The organism is Pseudomonas sp. D4-21 (genome assembly GCF_051132125.1).
Classification (GTDB): domain Bacteria; phylum Pseudomonadota; class Gammaproteobacteria; order Pseudomonadales; family Pseudomonadaceae; genus Aquipseudomonas.
In genome coordinates, this window is record NZ_CP071664.1 from 5,594,425 (window position 1) to 5,609,349 (window position 14,925).

The window sequence follows — 14,925 nt, forward strand, 5'->3', positions numbered from 1 at the left end:
CGATAGACATGTTATAGTATAACAGTGCAAGCTGACCAAACGATTTCCATGGGCGACACCGTATGCCGAGCTTTTCGAATCTTTTGCCGATAGGGCTGTTATTGCTATTTTCAGTGGGTGCTTCGGCTCACCCTCCCACGCCGGCCAATTGCACGCGCAGCGCCAATCTGCTCGCGTGCGTCGATGCACAAGGCAATGCCTACAGCGTTTTCACGGCAGGAAATACCTTTTATTTACGAGGTTTTGAGGCTACCGGACGGCGCTATTGGTCCCAGACAAATAGCCGTTATGGTCAGCTGACGTTTTTCACCGGCTTCGCTTCTGATGGCGAAGCCTGGGTTGGATATAGCCGGCGCGTGGGTTGGACCACTATCAATCGCTTTTCCAGCTCCGGCGGGGGCGGTGGCCGGTTTGTATGCGGCCGTATGAGCGGGTGCGAGCAACCGAAACGCTGATGTTTCACGTGGAACGCTGCCCATGAAAAAGCATTCATGAAAAAGGCCTCGTCGCTTTTATTGTTATACTATAACATTCAAGCGAACCTCTTCTGGACCTTCAAGATGAATGCGTTAACTCTGCCAGACGTCGCGGCACAGGCATCTCGCCAGAACTTGCCGCTAGATTGGGTCGGCATGTGCGGCATTGCTGTACCGCTGTTGATCGACGGTCAACGCTTGAGCGCAACTGCTGACGCGGGCGTCAGCCTCGATGATGGCGAAGCTCGTGGCATCCATATGTCACGCTTGTATCTGGCGCTGGAGCCGCTCGAAAACTCCCCACTTTCGCCGTCTCTTTTACGACAGATTTTACAGAGCTTCCTTGATAGCCATGGGGGATTGTCCCGGCGCGCCTCGCTTAGCCTGAAGACGGATCTCATGTACAAACGCTCCGCCTTGATCAGCCCTCTTGCTGGGTGGAAGCTGTACCCCACCAAGGTGGACGCTCACTTGGACGATTCGATGTTCCACGTGGAACTTGAGATTCAAGTTCCGTATTCATCCACCTGTCCCTGCTCGGCAGCGCTCGCGCGTCAGCTCATTCAGCAACAATTCATCGAGGATTTTGCAAACAAAGCGCTCGAGCATGCCGACGTGCTCGCTTGGCTGGGCTCATCAAAAGGCATCGTCGCTACCCCTCATAGCCAACGCAGCCTCGCCACCTTGAAAGTGCGGCTGAACACCGATATCCGTGAATTACCATGGCTGGCTCTGATCAACGAGGCCGAGGCTGCCCTGGGCACCGCTGTACAAACCGCCGTGAAGCGTGCGGACGAACAAGCCTTTGCCTTGGCCAACGGCCAGAACCTGATGTTCTGTGAAGACGCTGCGCGTCGATTGAACGTCGCGTTGCAAAAGATGCCCTGGATCTCCTCATTTGACGTGCGGGTGGTTCACGCTGAAAGCCTCCATGCCCACGATGCCGTCGCCCAGAGTCACTGGGTCCGGGAGGCCTCATGATTCGTTGCCAAGCCTTGAGATGGGGTGCGCCGGGTCAACCGCTCACGCCCCCGCTGGACATGGAACGACCTGAAGGCAGCCTGACCGCCATCATCGGCGCCAACGGCTCCGGAAAAAGCAGCCTTTTAAAAGTGCTGGCCGGGTTGCAAAAGCCGCTATCGGGAACAGCTTCATTGAATGTGCCTCGGCGCGGCGGTGTTTCATTCCTGCCCCAGCAACAACACTTGGACCGGCATTTCCCGATCAGCCTGCAAGAGCTGGTTGCAGCAGGCTCATGGGGCCTTCGACAAAATCCTGCGACTCGAAACCAGCGACTCAAGGCCGTCCTGGACGATTGGAATCTAAGCGGCCTCGAACATCGCCCGCTGATGGCTCTGTCGGGTGGTGAGCTACAGCGTTCCCTGCTCGCCCGGTTGAGCTTGGCCGAGGCACCCGTCCTGCTGCTCGACGAGCCTCATGCTGCGCTCGACGAAATGGGCCAGGCGCTGTTGTGGAAACATATTCACCAATGGCACCGAGAAGGTCGGACCTTAATGGTGGTCTGTCACGACCTCGCTGCGGTACATCGGCATGTTCCCCACACCTTGCTGATCAGTCCTACAGGTTGCGCATTGGGCCGCAGCGTCGACTTGATCGAACGGCCTCAGTACACGCAGGTCGCCTGATGCTCAGCGCAACCCACCTATGGCAGCCCTTCCTGGATTTCCTGTTCATGCGCCGGGCGTTGTTGGGCGGACTGGTACTGGCGTGCAGCACGGCTCCACTAGGGGTGTTTCTGATTCTGCGGCGGATGAGCCTGATCGGCGATGCCGTGGCTCACGGCATCCTGCCGGGCGCAGCGCTCGGGTTCTGGTTCGCCGGCTTGAGCCTGCCTGCCCTGACCGTCGGAGGCCTGGGGGCCGGCCTGAGCATGGCCGGGCTCGCAGCGTGGATTACCCGCCGCACTGGACTGCGAGAGGACGCCAGCCTGGCGGCGATCTATCCCATATCCCTGGCGGCCGGCGTACTGATTCTCGGCATGGCCGGCAAACGCCTGGACTTGCTGCACCTGTTATTTGGTTCCGCACTGGCAGTAGACAGTCCGACACTCACCGGCATGCTCTGGGTTTGCGCCGCAAGCCTGGGTGCAATGGCGCTGATCTATCGCCCGCTGTTGCTCGATACTCTGGACCCCTTGTTTCTGCGGACAGTCAGTCGTCTGGGTCCGTTGGCCCACGGCGTGTTCCTGACACTTGTGGTGTTGAACCTGGTGATCGGCTTCCAGGCCATCGGAGCACTGATGGTTGTGGGCCTGATGATGTTGCCTGCCGCGGCTTCGCGGTTCTGGAGCCGCCGCCTGCCGACCCTGATGGCTTTGGCCGCACTGTTCGGCTGCCTTTCAGTGTGGCTGGGCCTACTGCTGTCCTTCTACTTTTCGCTGCCCAGCGGACCGGCCATCGTACTGATGGCGGGCGTGCTCTATTTGCTGTCCGTAGTATTCGGTCCGGTGCATGGCTTGCTGCGCCGCCCGCCTTTGCTCACATCCCAATGAGGTTTTGCCGATGCGCGCCCTGCTCCTGATATTCAGCTTGATGGTGTCCATGTCCTCCCCTGCTGCCGAAAAGCTGCAGGTTGTCACCAGCTTCAGCATCCTTGCCGACATGACCCAACAGGTCGGCGGCGAACACGTTCAGATCGTCAACATGGTCGGTCCCGACGCCGATGCACACACCTACGAGCCCACCCCAGACGATGCCAAGGCGCTGCTGAAAGCCAAGGTGATCATCAAGAATGGATTGGGCTTCGAGCCGTGGCTGGATCGCCTGGTCACCAGCACCGAAACCACCGCGCCGGTAATCAGTGCCAGCCGTGGCGTGATTCCACGTTCGTTGGACGAAGACGGGGAGACCATCCCAGACCCGCATGCGTGGCACAACCTTGCCAACGCCGTGCTCTACATCGGAAACATCACGAAGGCATTGGAAGCAGCCGACCCGGCCAACAAGGCCGATTACGAACGTAACAGCCAGGCGTACCTGAAAAAGATCCATGCCCTACTCGCCGAAGCCAAGGCGAAGTTCAGCGCTTTGCCACCCGGCAATCGCAAGATCGTCACTTCTCACGACGCCTTCGGTTACCTGGGCCAAGCCTACGGCATCGATTTCATGGCACCGCAAGGCTTGTCCACTGAACGCGAGCCATCGGCTGCCGAAGTGGCTGCCTTGATCACGCAAATCCGCCAGGCCAAAGTCAAAGCGGTGTTCATGGAAAACATCAAGGACGCACGCCTGCTCAAGCAAATTGCCGATGAAAGCGGCGCGCACATCGGCGGCACCTTGTACTCCGACGCCCTCGCCGCCAGCGGACCCGCGAGCACGTTTACCGGCCTGTTCGAGTACAACCTCAACACCCTGTACGAAGCATTGAGCCAGCCCTGAAATCAAGCCCTCGGCTTGACCGTTCCGCAATCCTGCCCCAGCCACACGGCGCGGGTATCCAGGCTACCGTTCTGCTGGATGCCCGTGGCGTTGAACGTGCCATTGACCTTGGTGGTGAATTCGCGATCACTCTGGAAGGTCGCGATGCCGCTGCCCTGGGCTTTCGGACAACTGAAGCGAAACTTCCATTGGTTGCCGGTCCGCTCGGTGATCTGCTGCTTGCACCCTGACTGCGGATCCTGCAGCGGGATGTCGTTGGTCTGGACTTGCTCCGGCGTCAGGCATACCCGAATACCTTTACCACCCATGGTGATGCCTTGCTTTTCCAGCATCGCTCGCTGCTCGGGCGTCATCTGGTTCTGCAACTGGCCGAGGATCAATTGCAGGTCAGGCAGATTCTGGTTATCGACCTTCATGTTGCTTGTCGTCAGTTCCCACAGGCCCGGTTGAAGCATCTGCGCATGAGCCGCTACAGGAACCGAGAAACCAATGGCCAAGGCCAAACCCAGCAGGCGAACTTTCATCGCAAAAACTCCAGAGGACAAGTGGCCGTTAGACGCTGCCCGCAAGCTTCGGTTCAGGCCAGCACAGGTGAATTAATTAGCGACATTCGTTGCGTAACATGGTCTGTTAAGCATTGAAACTTCAGGAGCACGGCTGCCCCATGGACTATTACGGCCCGCATGTTTTCGGTTACCTGATCGCGCTGCTCCACACCCTCGGTTCCATCGCTGCGGTCCATGCGGTACTCACCGTGCGAACCGCCCAAGGCTCGATCGCCTGGGCCCTGTCACTGGTGTTCATCCCTTATCTGACGCTTATTCCCTACCTGGTTTTTGGCCGCAGTACTTTCGACGGTTACATCAAGGCGCGACGACAGGCCAACGAAGAGATGCGCAAGGCGATCTCCGAGCTGAACTGGCGGCCTTGGGTCGAAGAGGCGCTCACAGCCCGCGCGTCTCACGCTTATGCTTCCTTGCGCGCCATGCCGAAGCTCGGACGCGCGCCTTGCCTGGCGAATAACCAGGTGCGGCTGCTGGTGGATGGCCACGCCACGTTCGAGGCGATTTTCCAGGCCATGGAAAGTGCGCGGGAAGCCATTCTGATCCAATTCTTCATCATCCATGACGACCGTCTCGGCCAACGCTTGCACGCGTTACTGTTGAAGAAAGCAGCCGAGGGCGTGGCGGTATACCTGCTTTATGACCGTATCGGCAGTCACTCCCTGCCCCACCGTTATGTCCAGGCACTGCGCGACGGCGGCGTCCATGTGAAAGCCTTTGCCACCCGCAGCGGTTGGTTGAACCGGTTCCAGGTCAACTTCCGCAACCATCGCAAGATCGTGGCCGTGGACGGCGTCCTGGGGTTTGTCGGTGGTCACAACGTGGGCGACGAATACCTGGGCGAAAAGCCTCCGTTGGCCCCATGGCGCGACACCCACGTCGAAGTGCGCGGCCCCGTGGTGGCGAGCATGCAGGAATCCTTTGCGGAAGACTGGTTCTGGGCCGCCCGTTCATTGCCGCCATTGATCCTGCCAGACACCTATCCGGATGGCGGCGTGCTCTGCCAACTGCTGGCCAGCGGTCCGGCGGACGCGCAGGAAACCTGCTCATTGTTTTTCGTCGAAGCGATCCACGCTGCAAACGAGCGAATCTGGATCACCACGCCCTACTTCATCCCTGACGAAGCGGTTTTCGCGGCGCTGCGCCTGGCCGTCTTGCGCGGCGTGGATGTGCGTATCCTGCTACCTTCGCGGCCCGATCACAAAATCGTCTACGCGGCGTCCAGCCTCTATGCATTCGAAGCGGTGCTGGCCGGCGTCCGGGTGTTTCGTTATGAGCCAGGATTCCTGCACCAGAAAGTCGTACTGATCGATCAGGAAATAAGCGCGATCGGCAGTGCGAACCTGGATAACCGTTCGTTTCGATTGAATTTCGAAGTCATGCTGCTGACCGTTGATATCGCGTTTGCCAGCGAAGTGGAGCAAATGCTCGAGAAGGATTTTGCCCAAGCCCACGAAGTGGCCAAACAAGAAAGCCGGGAGACCCACCGCCTGCAAAAAATCGGCATGCGAATCGCCCGGCTCATTTCGCCGATTCTTTAAGGCGTGTAGATGTCGTCGCGAGTCCAAGGCAATTCATGGCTGCCATCGGCATGGGCCTTGACCGCGAGAATCTGGTGCAGGTTTATCCAGCCCTTGGCGAACGCGTAGGCGCAGCCCGCCAGATACAGCCGCCAGATTCGCAAGGCCTGCTCCGGCACTTCCCTGGACGCAGCTTCGAGGTTGTCCTCCAAACGCTCGCTCCAATGATCGAGGGTGCGCGCGTAGTGCATGCGCAGGCTTTCTACATCGACGATTTCCAGCCCGGCTTCGCTGATTTCGGCAGAGATCATCGACAGATGCGGCAACTCACCATTGGGAAACACGTATTTCTCGATGAATTCGCCCGCCCCGCGCCCTACCGGACGGCCATCGGTGTGCTTGGCGGTGATACCGTGATTCATCACCAAGCCGCCTTCACGGACGGCACCGAACAGCGTCTTGCAGTACTGGGCCAGGTTGGCGTGCCCCACGTGTTCGAACATGCCGACACTGACCACTTTGTCAAAACGTCCGTCCTTGGGCAGGTCCCGATAGTCCAGCAACTGCAGCTCCACCTGATCTTCCAGGCCTTCAGCCTTGACCCGCTCCCGAGCCAGGGCGAGCTGCGCCTTGCTCAGGGTAATGCCAAACACCTTGGCTCCGAATTCCCGCGCCGCGAAACGCGCCAACCCGCCCCAGCCACAGCCAACGTCCAACAGATAGTCTCCGGGTTGCAGGCGCAGCTTGCGGCACAAATGGCGGAATTTCGCTTGTTGCGCTTGTTCGAGGGTTTCGCTGCCGGTCTCGAAATAAGCGCATGAATACACCATGTCGCTGTCGAGCCAGAGCTGATAAAACGCATTGGACAGGTCGTAGTGATAGGAGATCGCCTTGGCGTCGGTTTCCTTGTCGTGGACAGTACGCACCGGCAAGTTGCTGTCGTCTTCGTCCACCAGGGCCTGGCTCAGCTCGTCACATACACGAATGACTTCATTGATAGAGCCTTCAAGCTCGAGTTTGCCTTCGACAAACGCTGCACCCAGTGCATCCAGGCTGGGGTGGGTGAATTGCGCGACCACTTGAGGGTCCTTGACCACAATCGTGACGCTGGGATCGGCACCGAGCGTGAACTCATGGCCATCCCAGAGCCGCAAACGAAGCGGTAGATGCAGATTCTGTAAGGCCGGCGGAAGTTTAGCGAGCATAAAAAATCCCCCCTTGTTTTTCAGACGTCTGAAATGAGGGTAGACCATGCTAGAAAAATAGCAGGCTATCGAATTTATAGCCTTTTTCTATCGCCCTGTTACCAGCTGTGTTTTAGCAGTGACTGCTGGCGAAGGAGTGCCCTCTCGTAAGTGACTGCGGGCGCCGCCAACAGTTCGCTCCAGCTCGCTCGTTAGATTCTCAACAGCGGTTCCTGGAACCGCAGCAGACGCCCAGCGTTTCCCAGCACCAACAGGGTGCTCAAGTTGTGCAGCAACGCGGCGATCATCGCGCCCGCCGCGCCCAGCCAGCCAAATGCGGCGAAGGCAACGATAGCGAGCGTCCAGCCCAGGCCGATGATGACATTGACCTGCAACGTGCGTCGGCACTGCCGGCTCAACCGTACACAGGTTCCAAGGCGCCTCAGATCACTGCCAATCAGGACGATATCCGCCGACGCAAGCGCGATATCCGCCCCGCCGGCACCCATTGCGACCCCCACCACCCCGGCCTTCAGCGCCAGGGAATCGTTGATCCCGTCACCCACCACCATCGGCCGGAAGCCGTGACCGATTTCGGCCATGACCCGTTTAAGTTTGTCTTCCGGCAAAGCCTGCGCTTGCAGATCGTTGATACCAACCTGCTGCGCCAACGCAGTCGCCACGCTTTGGCGATCTCCGGTCAACAACAATTGGCGACCCAGGCCAAGCTCGCGCAACTCGGCCATGGCCGCCCGCGCTTCAGGTTTGACGCTGTCGGCCAGCAGCAACCAGGCGAGAAATTGCCCATCGAGGGCCAAGCCGGCGATTGGGCCGTCATGCTCGGGAATGGCCGGCGTCTCGATTCCCAGCCGGGCGAACAACTCGGGACGACCAAGTGCGGCTTCGCCCCGTCCGGTCATGGCCACCACGCCCAGGCCCTGGCGTTCGTGTACATCGCTAAGCGGCAGATAATGTTGCGCATCCACCTGCCCTGCCAGCGCTCGGCTGACCGGATGACTGCTGGCCGATCCGAGGCTGGCGGCCAAAGGCAGCAGCTCGGAGCGATCCGCCGAGGCGCCTTGTATCGATTGCAGTTGCAATGTGCCGTAGGTCAAGGTTCCGGTCTTGTCGATGACCAGCGAGGTCAGGTCGGCCAGCTCCTCCAAGAAAGCCGAGCTGCGAATCAGGATCCCGTGGCGTGCAGCCACCGCAATCCCGGCAATGGCCGTTGCCGGCGCTGACAGCACCAAGGCGCAGGGACACGCCGCCACCAGGACCGCGAGCATCGCCTGGGCATCGTTCGTGACAAACCAGGTCACCGCCGCCAGCAGCAACACCAGCACCAGGTAACGACCGGCGTAGCGTTCGAGCAAGCGGGTAATCGGCGGCTTGGAACGCTCGGCGTTTTGCATCAGGGCAATGACTTTGCCCAGCGTCGACGCTTCGCCAATGCGCGTCACTTCCAGGCGCAGCAAACCGTCGAGGTTGATCGCGCCGCCAAACACATCCATCCCCGCGACCGCCTCCACAGGTACGGACTCGCCCGTGATGGGCGCGGTGTCGAGGCTCGCTTGCCCGGACAAGACTCGCCCGTCGGCAGGCACCCTGTCACCGGCGCGAACCTCCACCACATCGCCTGGTCGTAGCGTGCCGTTATCGACTTCGATGACCGAGCCGTCGGCCTGCACTTTGCGACCTTGGCTTCGGGTCAACTGGCCGAGGGCGTGGATGGCTTCCTGGGAGCCGATCACACTGCGTTCTTCCAGCACGTGACCGAAGATCATGATGATGGGCAACAGCGCGGCCGTCAGCAGATCGCCGGTGGCCCAGGCCCCAAGCATTGCCAAGGCGATGAGTTGATCCGTGATCCCATGCAAGCTCGGATACCGCAAGCTGTACCAGGCGGAACGCATTACCGGCACCGCTACCAGCAACGAGGCAGCACCCAACAACAACTGGCTGACACCGTTTTGCCCTGGCGACCAACCGCGCCATGCCAGGCCCAAGGCGAGCAGACCGAGTGCGAGCATCGCCAAGGTCAGCTGCCGAGCGGCTGCATGCTGTTCGGCAGAAGACAACATCGGTGCGGCAGTGGCTTGAGCAGTCATTGCCCGGCTCCTTGGATAATCAAGCGGGAATCGTCTTTCGGATCGACCGTGGTCACCGACCCGGCGCGACGCAGGATTTCAGGCATGCGTTCACGGTACAGCCGCCACGGCATCTGCGGATCGCTGCCCTGGGTCTTGGCCAAGCCGAACACCGAAGCGGTGTCGGACGACGCTTTGGCGAGCCGTTCGCCAGCCTGGGCATGGGCCACCTGCAAGGCCCGGTCGGCTTCCTGGCGGGCTGACTGGGTCTGTTTTTCCGCCTCGGTACGGGCGCTGGCGACAGCTTTGTCGGCCTGCTGGCTGGCGGTCAGTACTGCGTTGAAAGCCCCCACGGCAGGCCCGGGCAGGCTCGACTGCACGTCGACTCGCACCACTTCGATTCCCAATCCCTGCCCTGTCGCGGCAAGATCAGCGAGTCGCCGGTTGATACCTTGCACCAGATCGCCACGAAGGCGCTCCCGAAGCTCCGCGGCCTGGCTATCGCTACCCAACAATTCGGGGCGAGCCACCAGGATCGTGTCCAGGTCCCGGGCTGCGGCAAGAGCCACGGCACTGCGGGTCGCCAACCGATCCAGGGCCGGCAAGACATGTTCGCCTTGCAGGACGAACGCGTAAGGCTCGGTGACCTTGTAGAAAACCCGCACGTCCAGCTGCACCACGCCGGCGTCACCGGTCAATAAATAACCAGAACCCGCCAAGGCATCCGTCACTGGCGAAGCGAAGCTGGCCACTCGATCGGCCTGTAGCGCCGCATCCGAGCGGAGCAGATTTTCTACGCGGCGTTCCAGGACTCGATCCGCCGCCGGCAGTAGGATCACCTGTTCCACGGGACGAGGCCATGCCCATAAAAGTCCCGCGTTCTGGACACGATCCAGCGCGCCAAAGTGTAAAACCATCGCGCGGTCCTGCGGAGCAACCTGCCGCACGTTGGCGAACAACCATGCCAACGCGGCAAGGACAGTGACCGCGTAAAGCGCAAGGAACGACAGGCGTCCGGCCTGAATCCATGGACTGGACAGCTCGTTTGTTCCACGTGGAACCAAACTCATGGCTGGGTCCCGCCCTTGGGTTCCAGTGAAGGAGGCCCGTCCACCAACACCCGGAATGGCGCCGCGTCTGTGCGCAGAATCAGCTTGGTGCCCGGGCTGACGATGGTCTCCAAGGTATCCAGCGAGCGAAGCAGATTGTAAAGCTGGGGCGAACCCGCATAGGCCTTTCCATAGATCTGCGCCGCCTCCACGCGAGATTGTGCCTCTATCTGGGCAGCTTTGACGGTGGCGTCGGCTTGCATGATTCGCGCGTCACGTTCAGCCGCCGAACGAATTTGTGCTGCTTCACGCTTACCGATGGCGGTGCGCTCCGTGGCGATGGTTTCTCGTTCGGCACGCATGCGGTCCACGGTTGCGGTAAGCGTTACCGAAGGCAAAGTCAGGCGCTCGATGCCCACTTGCAAGACCCGCACACCATAGGTTGTCAGCAGTTGCTGCTCGATCTGTTGACGCAGTTGGGTTTCAAAATCGACGATGCGCACTTGGCTGGCATCGGTATTGACCAGATTCGCCAAATCGAAACTGGCGGCCGTGGTCTCCAGCGCCGAGCCGACAAACGTGCGTATTTGCCGTGCGGCTTCGTCTGGCTGGTTCTGCACTGCCCGCATGAAACGCTGCACATTTTCCGGGTCCGCTTGCACCTGCCACGTGACATAGGCCTGAACAATGATTCGCAGCCCATCGCGAGTACCGACATCCTGCAATCCGCTGGAGCTGGTACGTAACCGCAAATCCACCGGGACCGCTGCTTCGAATGGCGCCGGCCAGCGCCAGCCCAGGCCCGGGTCCAGCAGCACTCGCGCCGGGTTGCCAAAACGGGTGATAACGGTGGCCTCCCCCGAGCGCACTTGCACCAGGCTGGCAGCCGCTATGGCAAACACCACCAACAGCGTTGCCCAGCCCATGCGCCTCCAGGGAAACGGACCAGCCTGCTGCGGGTCGCCGTGGTGATGATGATGCCCGTGGTGATGACCAACATGGCCGTGATCGTGACCACCGTGGTCGTGATGGTCGTGAGACGAAGACTGGCTCAATGGGCAGCTCCTGGCAGGACAGGGTTACGTGGCGACGCAGGGTCCGCCGGCAGCGGGAAAGTGCGCAGATCCAGGGTCGGCGCGTTGCCGCTGCCGCCCACGCGATGATCGAGAATCAGCAGATTGGCCTTGTCCAGGCCATGGCTCAGTTGGCTGAAGTACTGCTCAAGGAGGAAGGCGTGGCCTGCCTTCGCATAGGCTTGGCGTTCGGCATCGAAGCGCAGGCCCGCGGCTTGGGCGGCGGCGTTGATTTCCCTCGCCGTGGCTTGGGCCTGGTCATGGGCGATGCTGGCTTGCAGTTGCGCCTGGTTGGTCTGTTCAGCCGCGGCGCCGCGCTCCCGGGCGATCAATGCCTGCGCGCCGATCTGCGCCGCTTGCACACCGTGATAGGCATTCGCCGCGCCAGCCGGAGGATGGATCGCCTCGACCACTGTCGCAAGAATCTCAACGCCGCTGTCCAACGATTGCAAGTCAGCCTGCACCGCACGGCCGATTTCGTCGGCCAGGCTGACCCGGTCCGCGCCCAGCAAACCGTCCAGCGTGCGCGATGCGAATTCATGCACGAGGATGCGGCTGGCCGTGCTGCGGATCAGCGTTGGCACATCGGCACTGTTGTACGTCGCAGCAAGCGCTGCGGCATCCGTCAGGCCGATGCGATATACAAAGCGCACATCCATGTTGACGATCTCGAAGCTTTGTTTATCGGCACGCCGGCTGGCGATGACTTGGGATTTATCGTTCACATGCGTGGCGTCCCATAACCGATTGGCGTTGACCGGCGCCGGTCCTTCGGCCGGTTCCGCTTGCACAAGCGCGTTGCTATCGCCAACGCTGGTCGCCAATTCATGCACGACACCATTTTCCACTTTGAGCACCCTCCCCCACGGCCAAGGGAGGCCCACATGCAGGCCTGGGCCAAGGACTTGCACCGGCTCGCCGAATCGCTCGTAGATCCCGCGCTCCTGCAACGCCACTTCATGCACGCCGGTGAGCGACCAGCCCACCAGCGCCACCAGCGCCAGCACAGGAAAGAAAGCCCGGCGCATATAGCTGAACGCCCAGATCTGACGCAGGTCGATGCCGAAACGGTTGTGCAACTCGTGCTGCAAGACCAGCAACGGTTGCGGCGGCCAGCGCAGCAGATCGGCGACAAAGCTGCGACCCATCAGCGTCGGCTCGAGGGAGTCGCGGCGCGGGATGAATAAGGAGAGTATGGCGCGCAACAGCAGCTCCACCGCGACCAGCCCTGGCAACACCCCGATCAACACTCCCAGGCGCGTCGGCCAGATCGACGTATCGGCGGCGAACAGCAGGCACAATGCGCCAAGGACAAGCACGGCGATCGCCACCCGCGCGAGCTGTGCCAATGGCAAGGCTTCCGGCCACTCGATTGGCGGTTGCTGGGCCAGTTGGCGTTCAAACACCAGCAAGCTGAACGCCAGCAATAACGAAACCACCGCCCCGACACTCGTCGACACCCCAAGCGATGCAGCAGGCAAATCTAGATTCCAGGCTTGCTCAAGGCTCAGCAACGCCAGGAGCGCCCAACCGGAAAGCCACAACGCGGGCGCCCCGATTTGCTTCAGCAGACCGACCCAGCGGGCGCTGATCCCCTCGAGCATCCGCTCATACCAACCCGAGTCTTCAACCGGCTCAGTTATAACAGGTGCGTTGTCCACCGCAGGCGCCAGCGCCTCGCTGCGCCAACGCGTCACCCACCCGGCCGATTGCAGGCCCGCCAACAACACAACAAGGCCGGCACTTTGGCTGACCAACAGGGCAGGCCACAAGGATTGCGGCGAGAACAATCCGATGAAAAACGCCAGTACCAGGCCCAATCCCGCCAGGCCGGCCAGCGCCAACGCGATCCGCTTCAAGCGGCGTGTCTGGAGCGCAGCACGCTGAAAGCGCGGCCACTCGGCCACCCGTGCCCCTTCGATTTCTAGATCGACTTGCATGTCATCCCAGCGCATGTGGAAAAACCAAATTCAGGGCTGTGGATAAAAACCGCCACCGCTCCGCTACGTTCGTTACTTTATAACCGGTGCTGTGAAATTTCCGTGTTGAATTTTTCACGGCCAGCCCTGGTGACTTTAGCCTTGACCGTAATCTCTGGAAACGCTCATATTACGTGCATAATTTTTTGGACGAGGCGGGAGAACAGTGATGAGCGATTACGACGTGATCATTCTGGGTGGCGGTCCCGGCGGCTATAACGCAGCGATTCGGGCCGGGCAGTTGGGCTTGAAGGCCGCTTGCATCGAAGGCCGCGCAACGCTGGGCGGCACCTGCCTGAACGTCGGTTGCATGCCCTCCAAGGCACTGCTCCACGCGTCTGAGCTGTACGAAGCGGCCAAGGGCGCGGAATTTGCCAATCTGGGCATCAACGTCAGCCCTACCCTCGACCTCGCGCAGATGATGAAACAAAAGGACGAAAGCGTGGCGGGCCTGACCAAGGGCATCGAGTTTCTGTTTCGCAAAAACAAGGTCGACTGGATCAAGGGTTGGGGCCATATCGATGGGCCCGGCAAGGTGAGCGTCACCGGCGGCGATGGCGGCAAGGTTGAACTCGGCGCCAAGGACATCGTTATCGCCACCGGCTCCGAGCCGACGCCACTGCCCGGAGTAGAGGTCGATAACCGGCGCATCCTCGATTCCACTGGCGCATTGTCCCTCAGCGAAGTGCCCCGTCACCTGGTGGTCATCGGCGCGGGGGTCATTGGTCTGGAACTGGGCTCAGTCTGGCGACGCCTGGGCGCTGAAGTGACCGTGGTGGAATACCTCGATCGCATCTGCCCGGGTGTGGATGCGGACACCGGCAAGACCTTGCAGAGAGCCCTGGCGAAACAGGGCATTCAATTCAAGCTGGGGGCCAAGGTCACTGGCGCCGTGCCCTCGGCCAACGGCGTGCAGTTACAGGTCGAATCCGCAGCAGGCGGCAATGCGCAGACGTTGGACGCCGATTACGTGCTGGTCGCCATTGGCCGCCGGCCTTACACACAAGGGCTGGGGCTGGAAAATGTCGGGTTGACGACCGACCCGCGTGGCCTGCTCGCCAACAAGCGCCACCGCACTGAGGCGCCCGGTGTCTGGGTGATCGGCGATGTCACGTCCGGGCCGATGCTCGCCCACAAGGCCGAAGACGAGGCCATGGCCTGCATCGAGCAGATTGCCGGCAAGGCCGGCGAGGTCAATTACGACCTGATCCCCAACGTGATCTATACCCGGCCGGAACTGGCCAGCGTCGGCAAGACCGAGGAACAGCTCAAGGCTGCGGGCCGCGCCTACAAAGTCGGGAAATTCCCTTTTACGGCCAACAGCCGGGCGAAGATCAATCACGAAACCGAAGGGTTCGCCAAAGTGTTGGCCGATGAGCACACCGACGAGATCCTCGGCGTGCATCTGGTTGGCCCAAGCGTCAGCGAAATGATTGGCGAATACTGCGTAGCGATGGAGTTCGGCGCCTCGGCCGAAGACATCGCCCTGATCTGCCACCCTCACCCGACCCGCTCGGAGGCATTGCGCCAGGCGGCGATGAATGTGGAAGGAATGGCGACGCAGATGTAGCGCCGCATTCCTGTGGGAGCGAGCTT

The 14,925-nt window shown here is 60.9% G+C and carries 13 protein-coding genes; 7 read left to right on the plus strand and 6 right to left on the minus strand.

What is annotated here, in order from left to right; all coding sequences use genetic code 11:
* The first annotated feature begins 62 nt into the window (after positions 1–62).
* From J3Q04_RS25305 to J3Q04_RS25325, 5 genes are all read left to right on the plus strand, one after another.
* A complete protein-coding gene (locus tag J3Q04_RS25305; protein WP_434561536.1) occupies positions 63–455 on the plus strand; it encodes a glutamine synthetase in 393 nt (130 codons plus the stop codon).
* Between the two features lie 105 nt (positions 456–560).
* A complete protein-coding gene (gene folE2 / locus J3Q04_RS25310; RefSeq protein WP_434611692.1) occupies positions 561–1,457 on the plus strand; it encodes a GTP cyclohydrolase FolE2 in 897 nt (298 codons plus the stop codon).
* Positions 1,454–2,122, plus strand: a complete 669-nt coding sequence (locus J3Q04_RS25315; protein ID WP_420766090.1) for a metal ABC transporter ATP-binding protein — start codon at positions 1,454–1,456, stop codon at positions 2,120–2,122. Before folE2 ends, J3Q04_RS25315 begins: the two co-directional genes overlap by 4 nt.
* Positions 2,122–2,988 carry a metal ABC transporter permease gene (locus J3Q04_RS25320; RefSeq protein ID WP_434608746.1) on the plus strand — a complete coding sequence of 289 codons (867 nt, stop codon included), beginning with the start codon at positions 2,122–2,124 and terminating at the stop codon, positions 2,986–2,988. The genes J3Q04_RS25315 and J3Q04_RS25320 overlap by 1 nt, the downstream gene beginning before the upstream one ends.
* 10 nt (positions 2,989–2,998) lie before the next feature.
* Positions 2,999–3,874, plus strand: a complete 876-nt coding sequence (locus tag J3Q04_RS25325) for a metal ABC transporter substrate-binding protein (protein ID WP_434608743.1) — start codon at positions 2,999–3,001, stop codon at positions 3,872–3,874.
* Between the two features lie 2 nt (positions 3,875–3,876).
* Here the strand turns inward: J3Q04_RS25325 and J3Q04_RS25330 are convergent, their stop codons facing one another.
* The gene (locus tag J3Q04_RS25330; protein ID WP_420766087.1) at positions 3,877–4,398 is read right to left on the minus strand and encodes a DUF3617 domain-containing protein; all 522 of its coding nucleotides are present in this window, start codon (positions 4,396–4,398) and stop codon (positions 3,877–3,879) included.
* Between the two features lie 140 nt (positions 4,399–4,538).
* On the opposite strand from J3Q04_RS25330, the gene cls reads away from it, so the two are divergent.
* Positions 4,539–5,978, plus strand: coding sequence for a cardiolipin synthase (gene cls, locus J3Q04_RS25335; protein WP_434608741.1), 1,440 nt, complete (start codon positions 4,539–4,541; stop codon positions 5,976–5,978).
* Here the strand turns inward: cls and cfaB are convergent.
* From cfaB to hflK (J3Q04_RS25360), 5 genes are all read right to left on the minus strand, one after another.
* Entirely contained in the window at positions 5,975–7,162 is a 1,188-nt protein-coding gene (gene cfaB, locus J3Q04_RS25340) for a C17 cyclopropane fatty acid synthase CfaB (protein WP_434608739.1), read from the minus strand. The two genes, cls and cfaB, sit on opposite strands and share 4 nt — an antisense overlap.
* 191 nt (positions 7,163–7,353) lie before the next feature.
* Positions 7,354–9,249: a cation-translocating P-type ATPase gene (locus tag J3Q04_RS25345; RefSeq protein WP_434608737.1), complete on the minus strand. Its 1,896-nt coding sequence runs from the start codon at positions 9,247–9,249 to the stop codon at positions 7,354–7,356.
* Entirely contained in the window at positions 9,246–10,298 is a 1,053-nt protein-coding gene (gene hflK / locus J3Q04_RS25350; RefSeq protein ID WP_434608734.1) for a protease modulator HflK, read from the minus strand. Before hflK (J3Q04_RS25350) ends, J3Q04_RS25345 begins: the two co-directional genes overlap by 4 nt.
* Positions 10,295–11,332: a protease modulator HflC gene (gene hflC, locus J3Q04_RS25355; RefSeq protein WP_434608732.1), complete on the minus strand. Its 1,038-nt coding sequence runs from the start codon at positions 11,330–11,332 to the stop codon at positions 10,295–10,297. Before hflC ends, hflK (J3Q04_RS25350) begins: the two co-directional genes overlap by 4 nt.
* Positions 11,329–13,290, minus strand: coding sequence for a protease modulator HflK (hflK, locus tag J3Q04_RS25360; RefSeq protein ID WP_434611691.1), 1,962 nt, complete (start codon positions 13,288–13,290; stop codon positions 11,329–11,331). The genes hflC and hflK (J3Q04_RS25360) overlap by 4 nt, the downstream gene beginning before the upstream one ends.
* Positions 13,291–13,498: 208 nt before the next feature.
* Here hflK (J3Q04_RS25360) and lpdA point away from each other — a divergent pair, with 208 nt between their 5' ends.
* Entirely contained in the window at positions 13,499–14,899 is a 1,401-nt protein-coding gene (lpdA, locus tag J3Q04_RS25365; protein ID WP_434608730.1) for a dihydrolipoyl dehydrogenase, read from the plus strand.
* The last annotated feature ends 26 nt before the right edge of the window (positions 14,900–14,925 follow it).

Coding starts and splice junctions, on each gene's coding strand:
- J3Q04_RS25305 (WP_434561536.1), top strand. CDS start 63: ATGCCGAGCTTTTCGAATCTTTTGCCGATAGGGCTGTTATTGCTATTT.
- folE2 (WP_434611692.1), top strand. CDS start 561: ATGAATGCGTTAACTCTGCCAGACGTCGCGGCACAGGCATCTCGCCAG.
- J3Q04_RS25315 (WP_420766090.1), top strand. CDS start 1,454: ATGATTCGTTGCCAAGCCTTGAGATGGGGTGCGCCGGGTCAACCGCTC.
- J3Q04_RS25320 (WP_434608746.1), top strand. CDS start 2,122: ATGCTCAGCGCAACCCACCTATGGCAGCCCTTCCTGGATTTCCTGTTC.
- J3Q04_RS25325 (WP_434608743.1), top strand. CDS start 2,999: ATGCGCGCCCTGCTCCTGATATTCAGCTTGATGGTGTCCATGTCCTCC.
- J3Q04_RS25330 (WP_420766087.1), bottom strand. CDS start 4,398: ATGAAAGTTCGCCTGCTGGGTTTGGCCTTGGCCATTGGTTTCTCGGTT.
- cls (WP_434608741.1), top strand. CDS start 4,539: ATGGACTATTACGGCCCGCATGTTTTCGGTTACCTGATCGCGCTGCTC.
- cfaB (WP_434608739.1), bottom strand. CDS start 7,162: ATGCTCGCTAAACTTCCGCCGGCCTTACAGAATCTGCATCTACCGCTT.
- J3Q04_RS25345 (WP_434608737.1), bottom strand. CDS start 9,249: ATGACTGCTCAAGCCACTGCCGCACCGATGTTGTCTTCTGCCGAACAG.
- hflK (WP_434608734.1), bottom strand. CDS start 10,298: ATGAGTTTGGTTCCACGTGGAACAAACGAGCTGTCCAGTCCATGGATT.
- hflK (WP_434611691.1), bottom strand. CDS start 13,290: ATGCAAGTCGATCTAGAAATCGAAGGGGCACGGGTGGCCGAGTGGCCG.
- lpdA (WP_434608730.1), top strand. CDS start 13,499: ATGAGCGATTACGACGTGATCATTCTGGGTGGCGGTCCCGGCGGCTAT.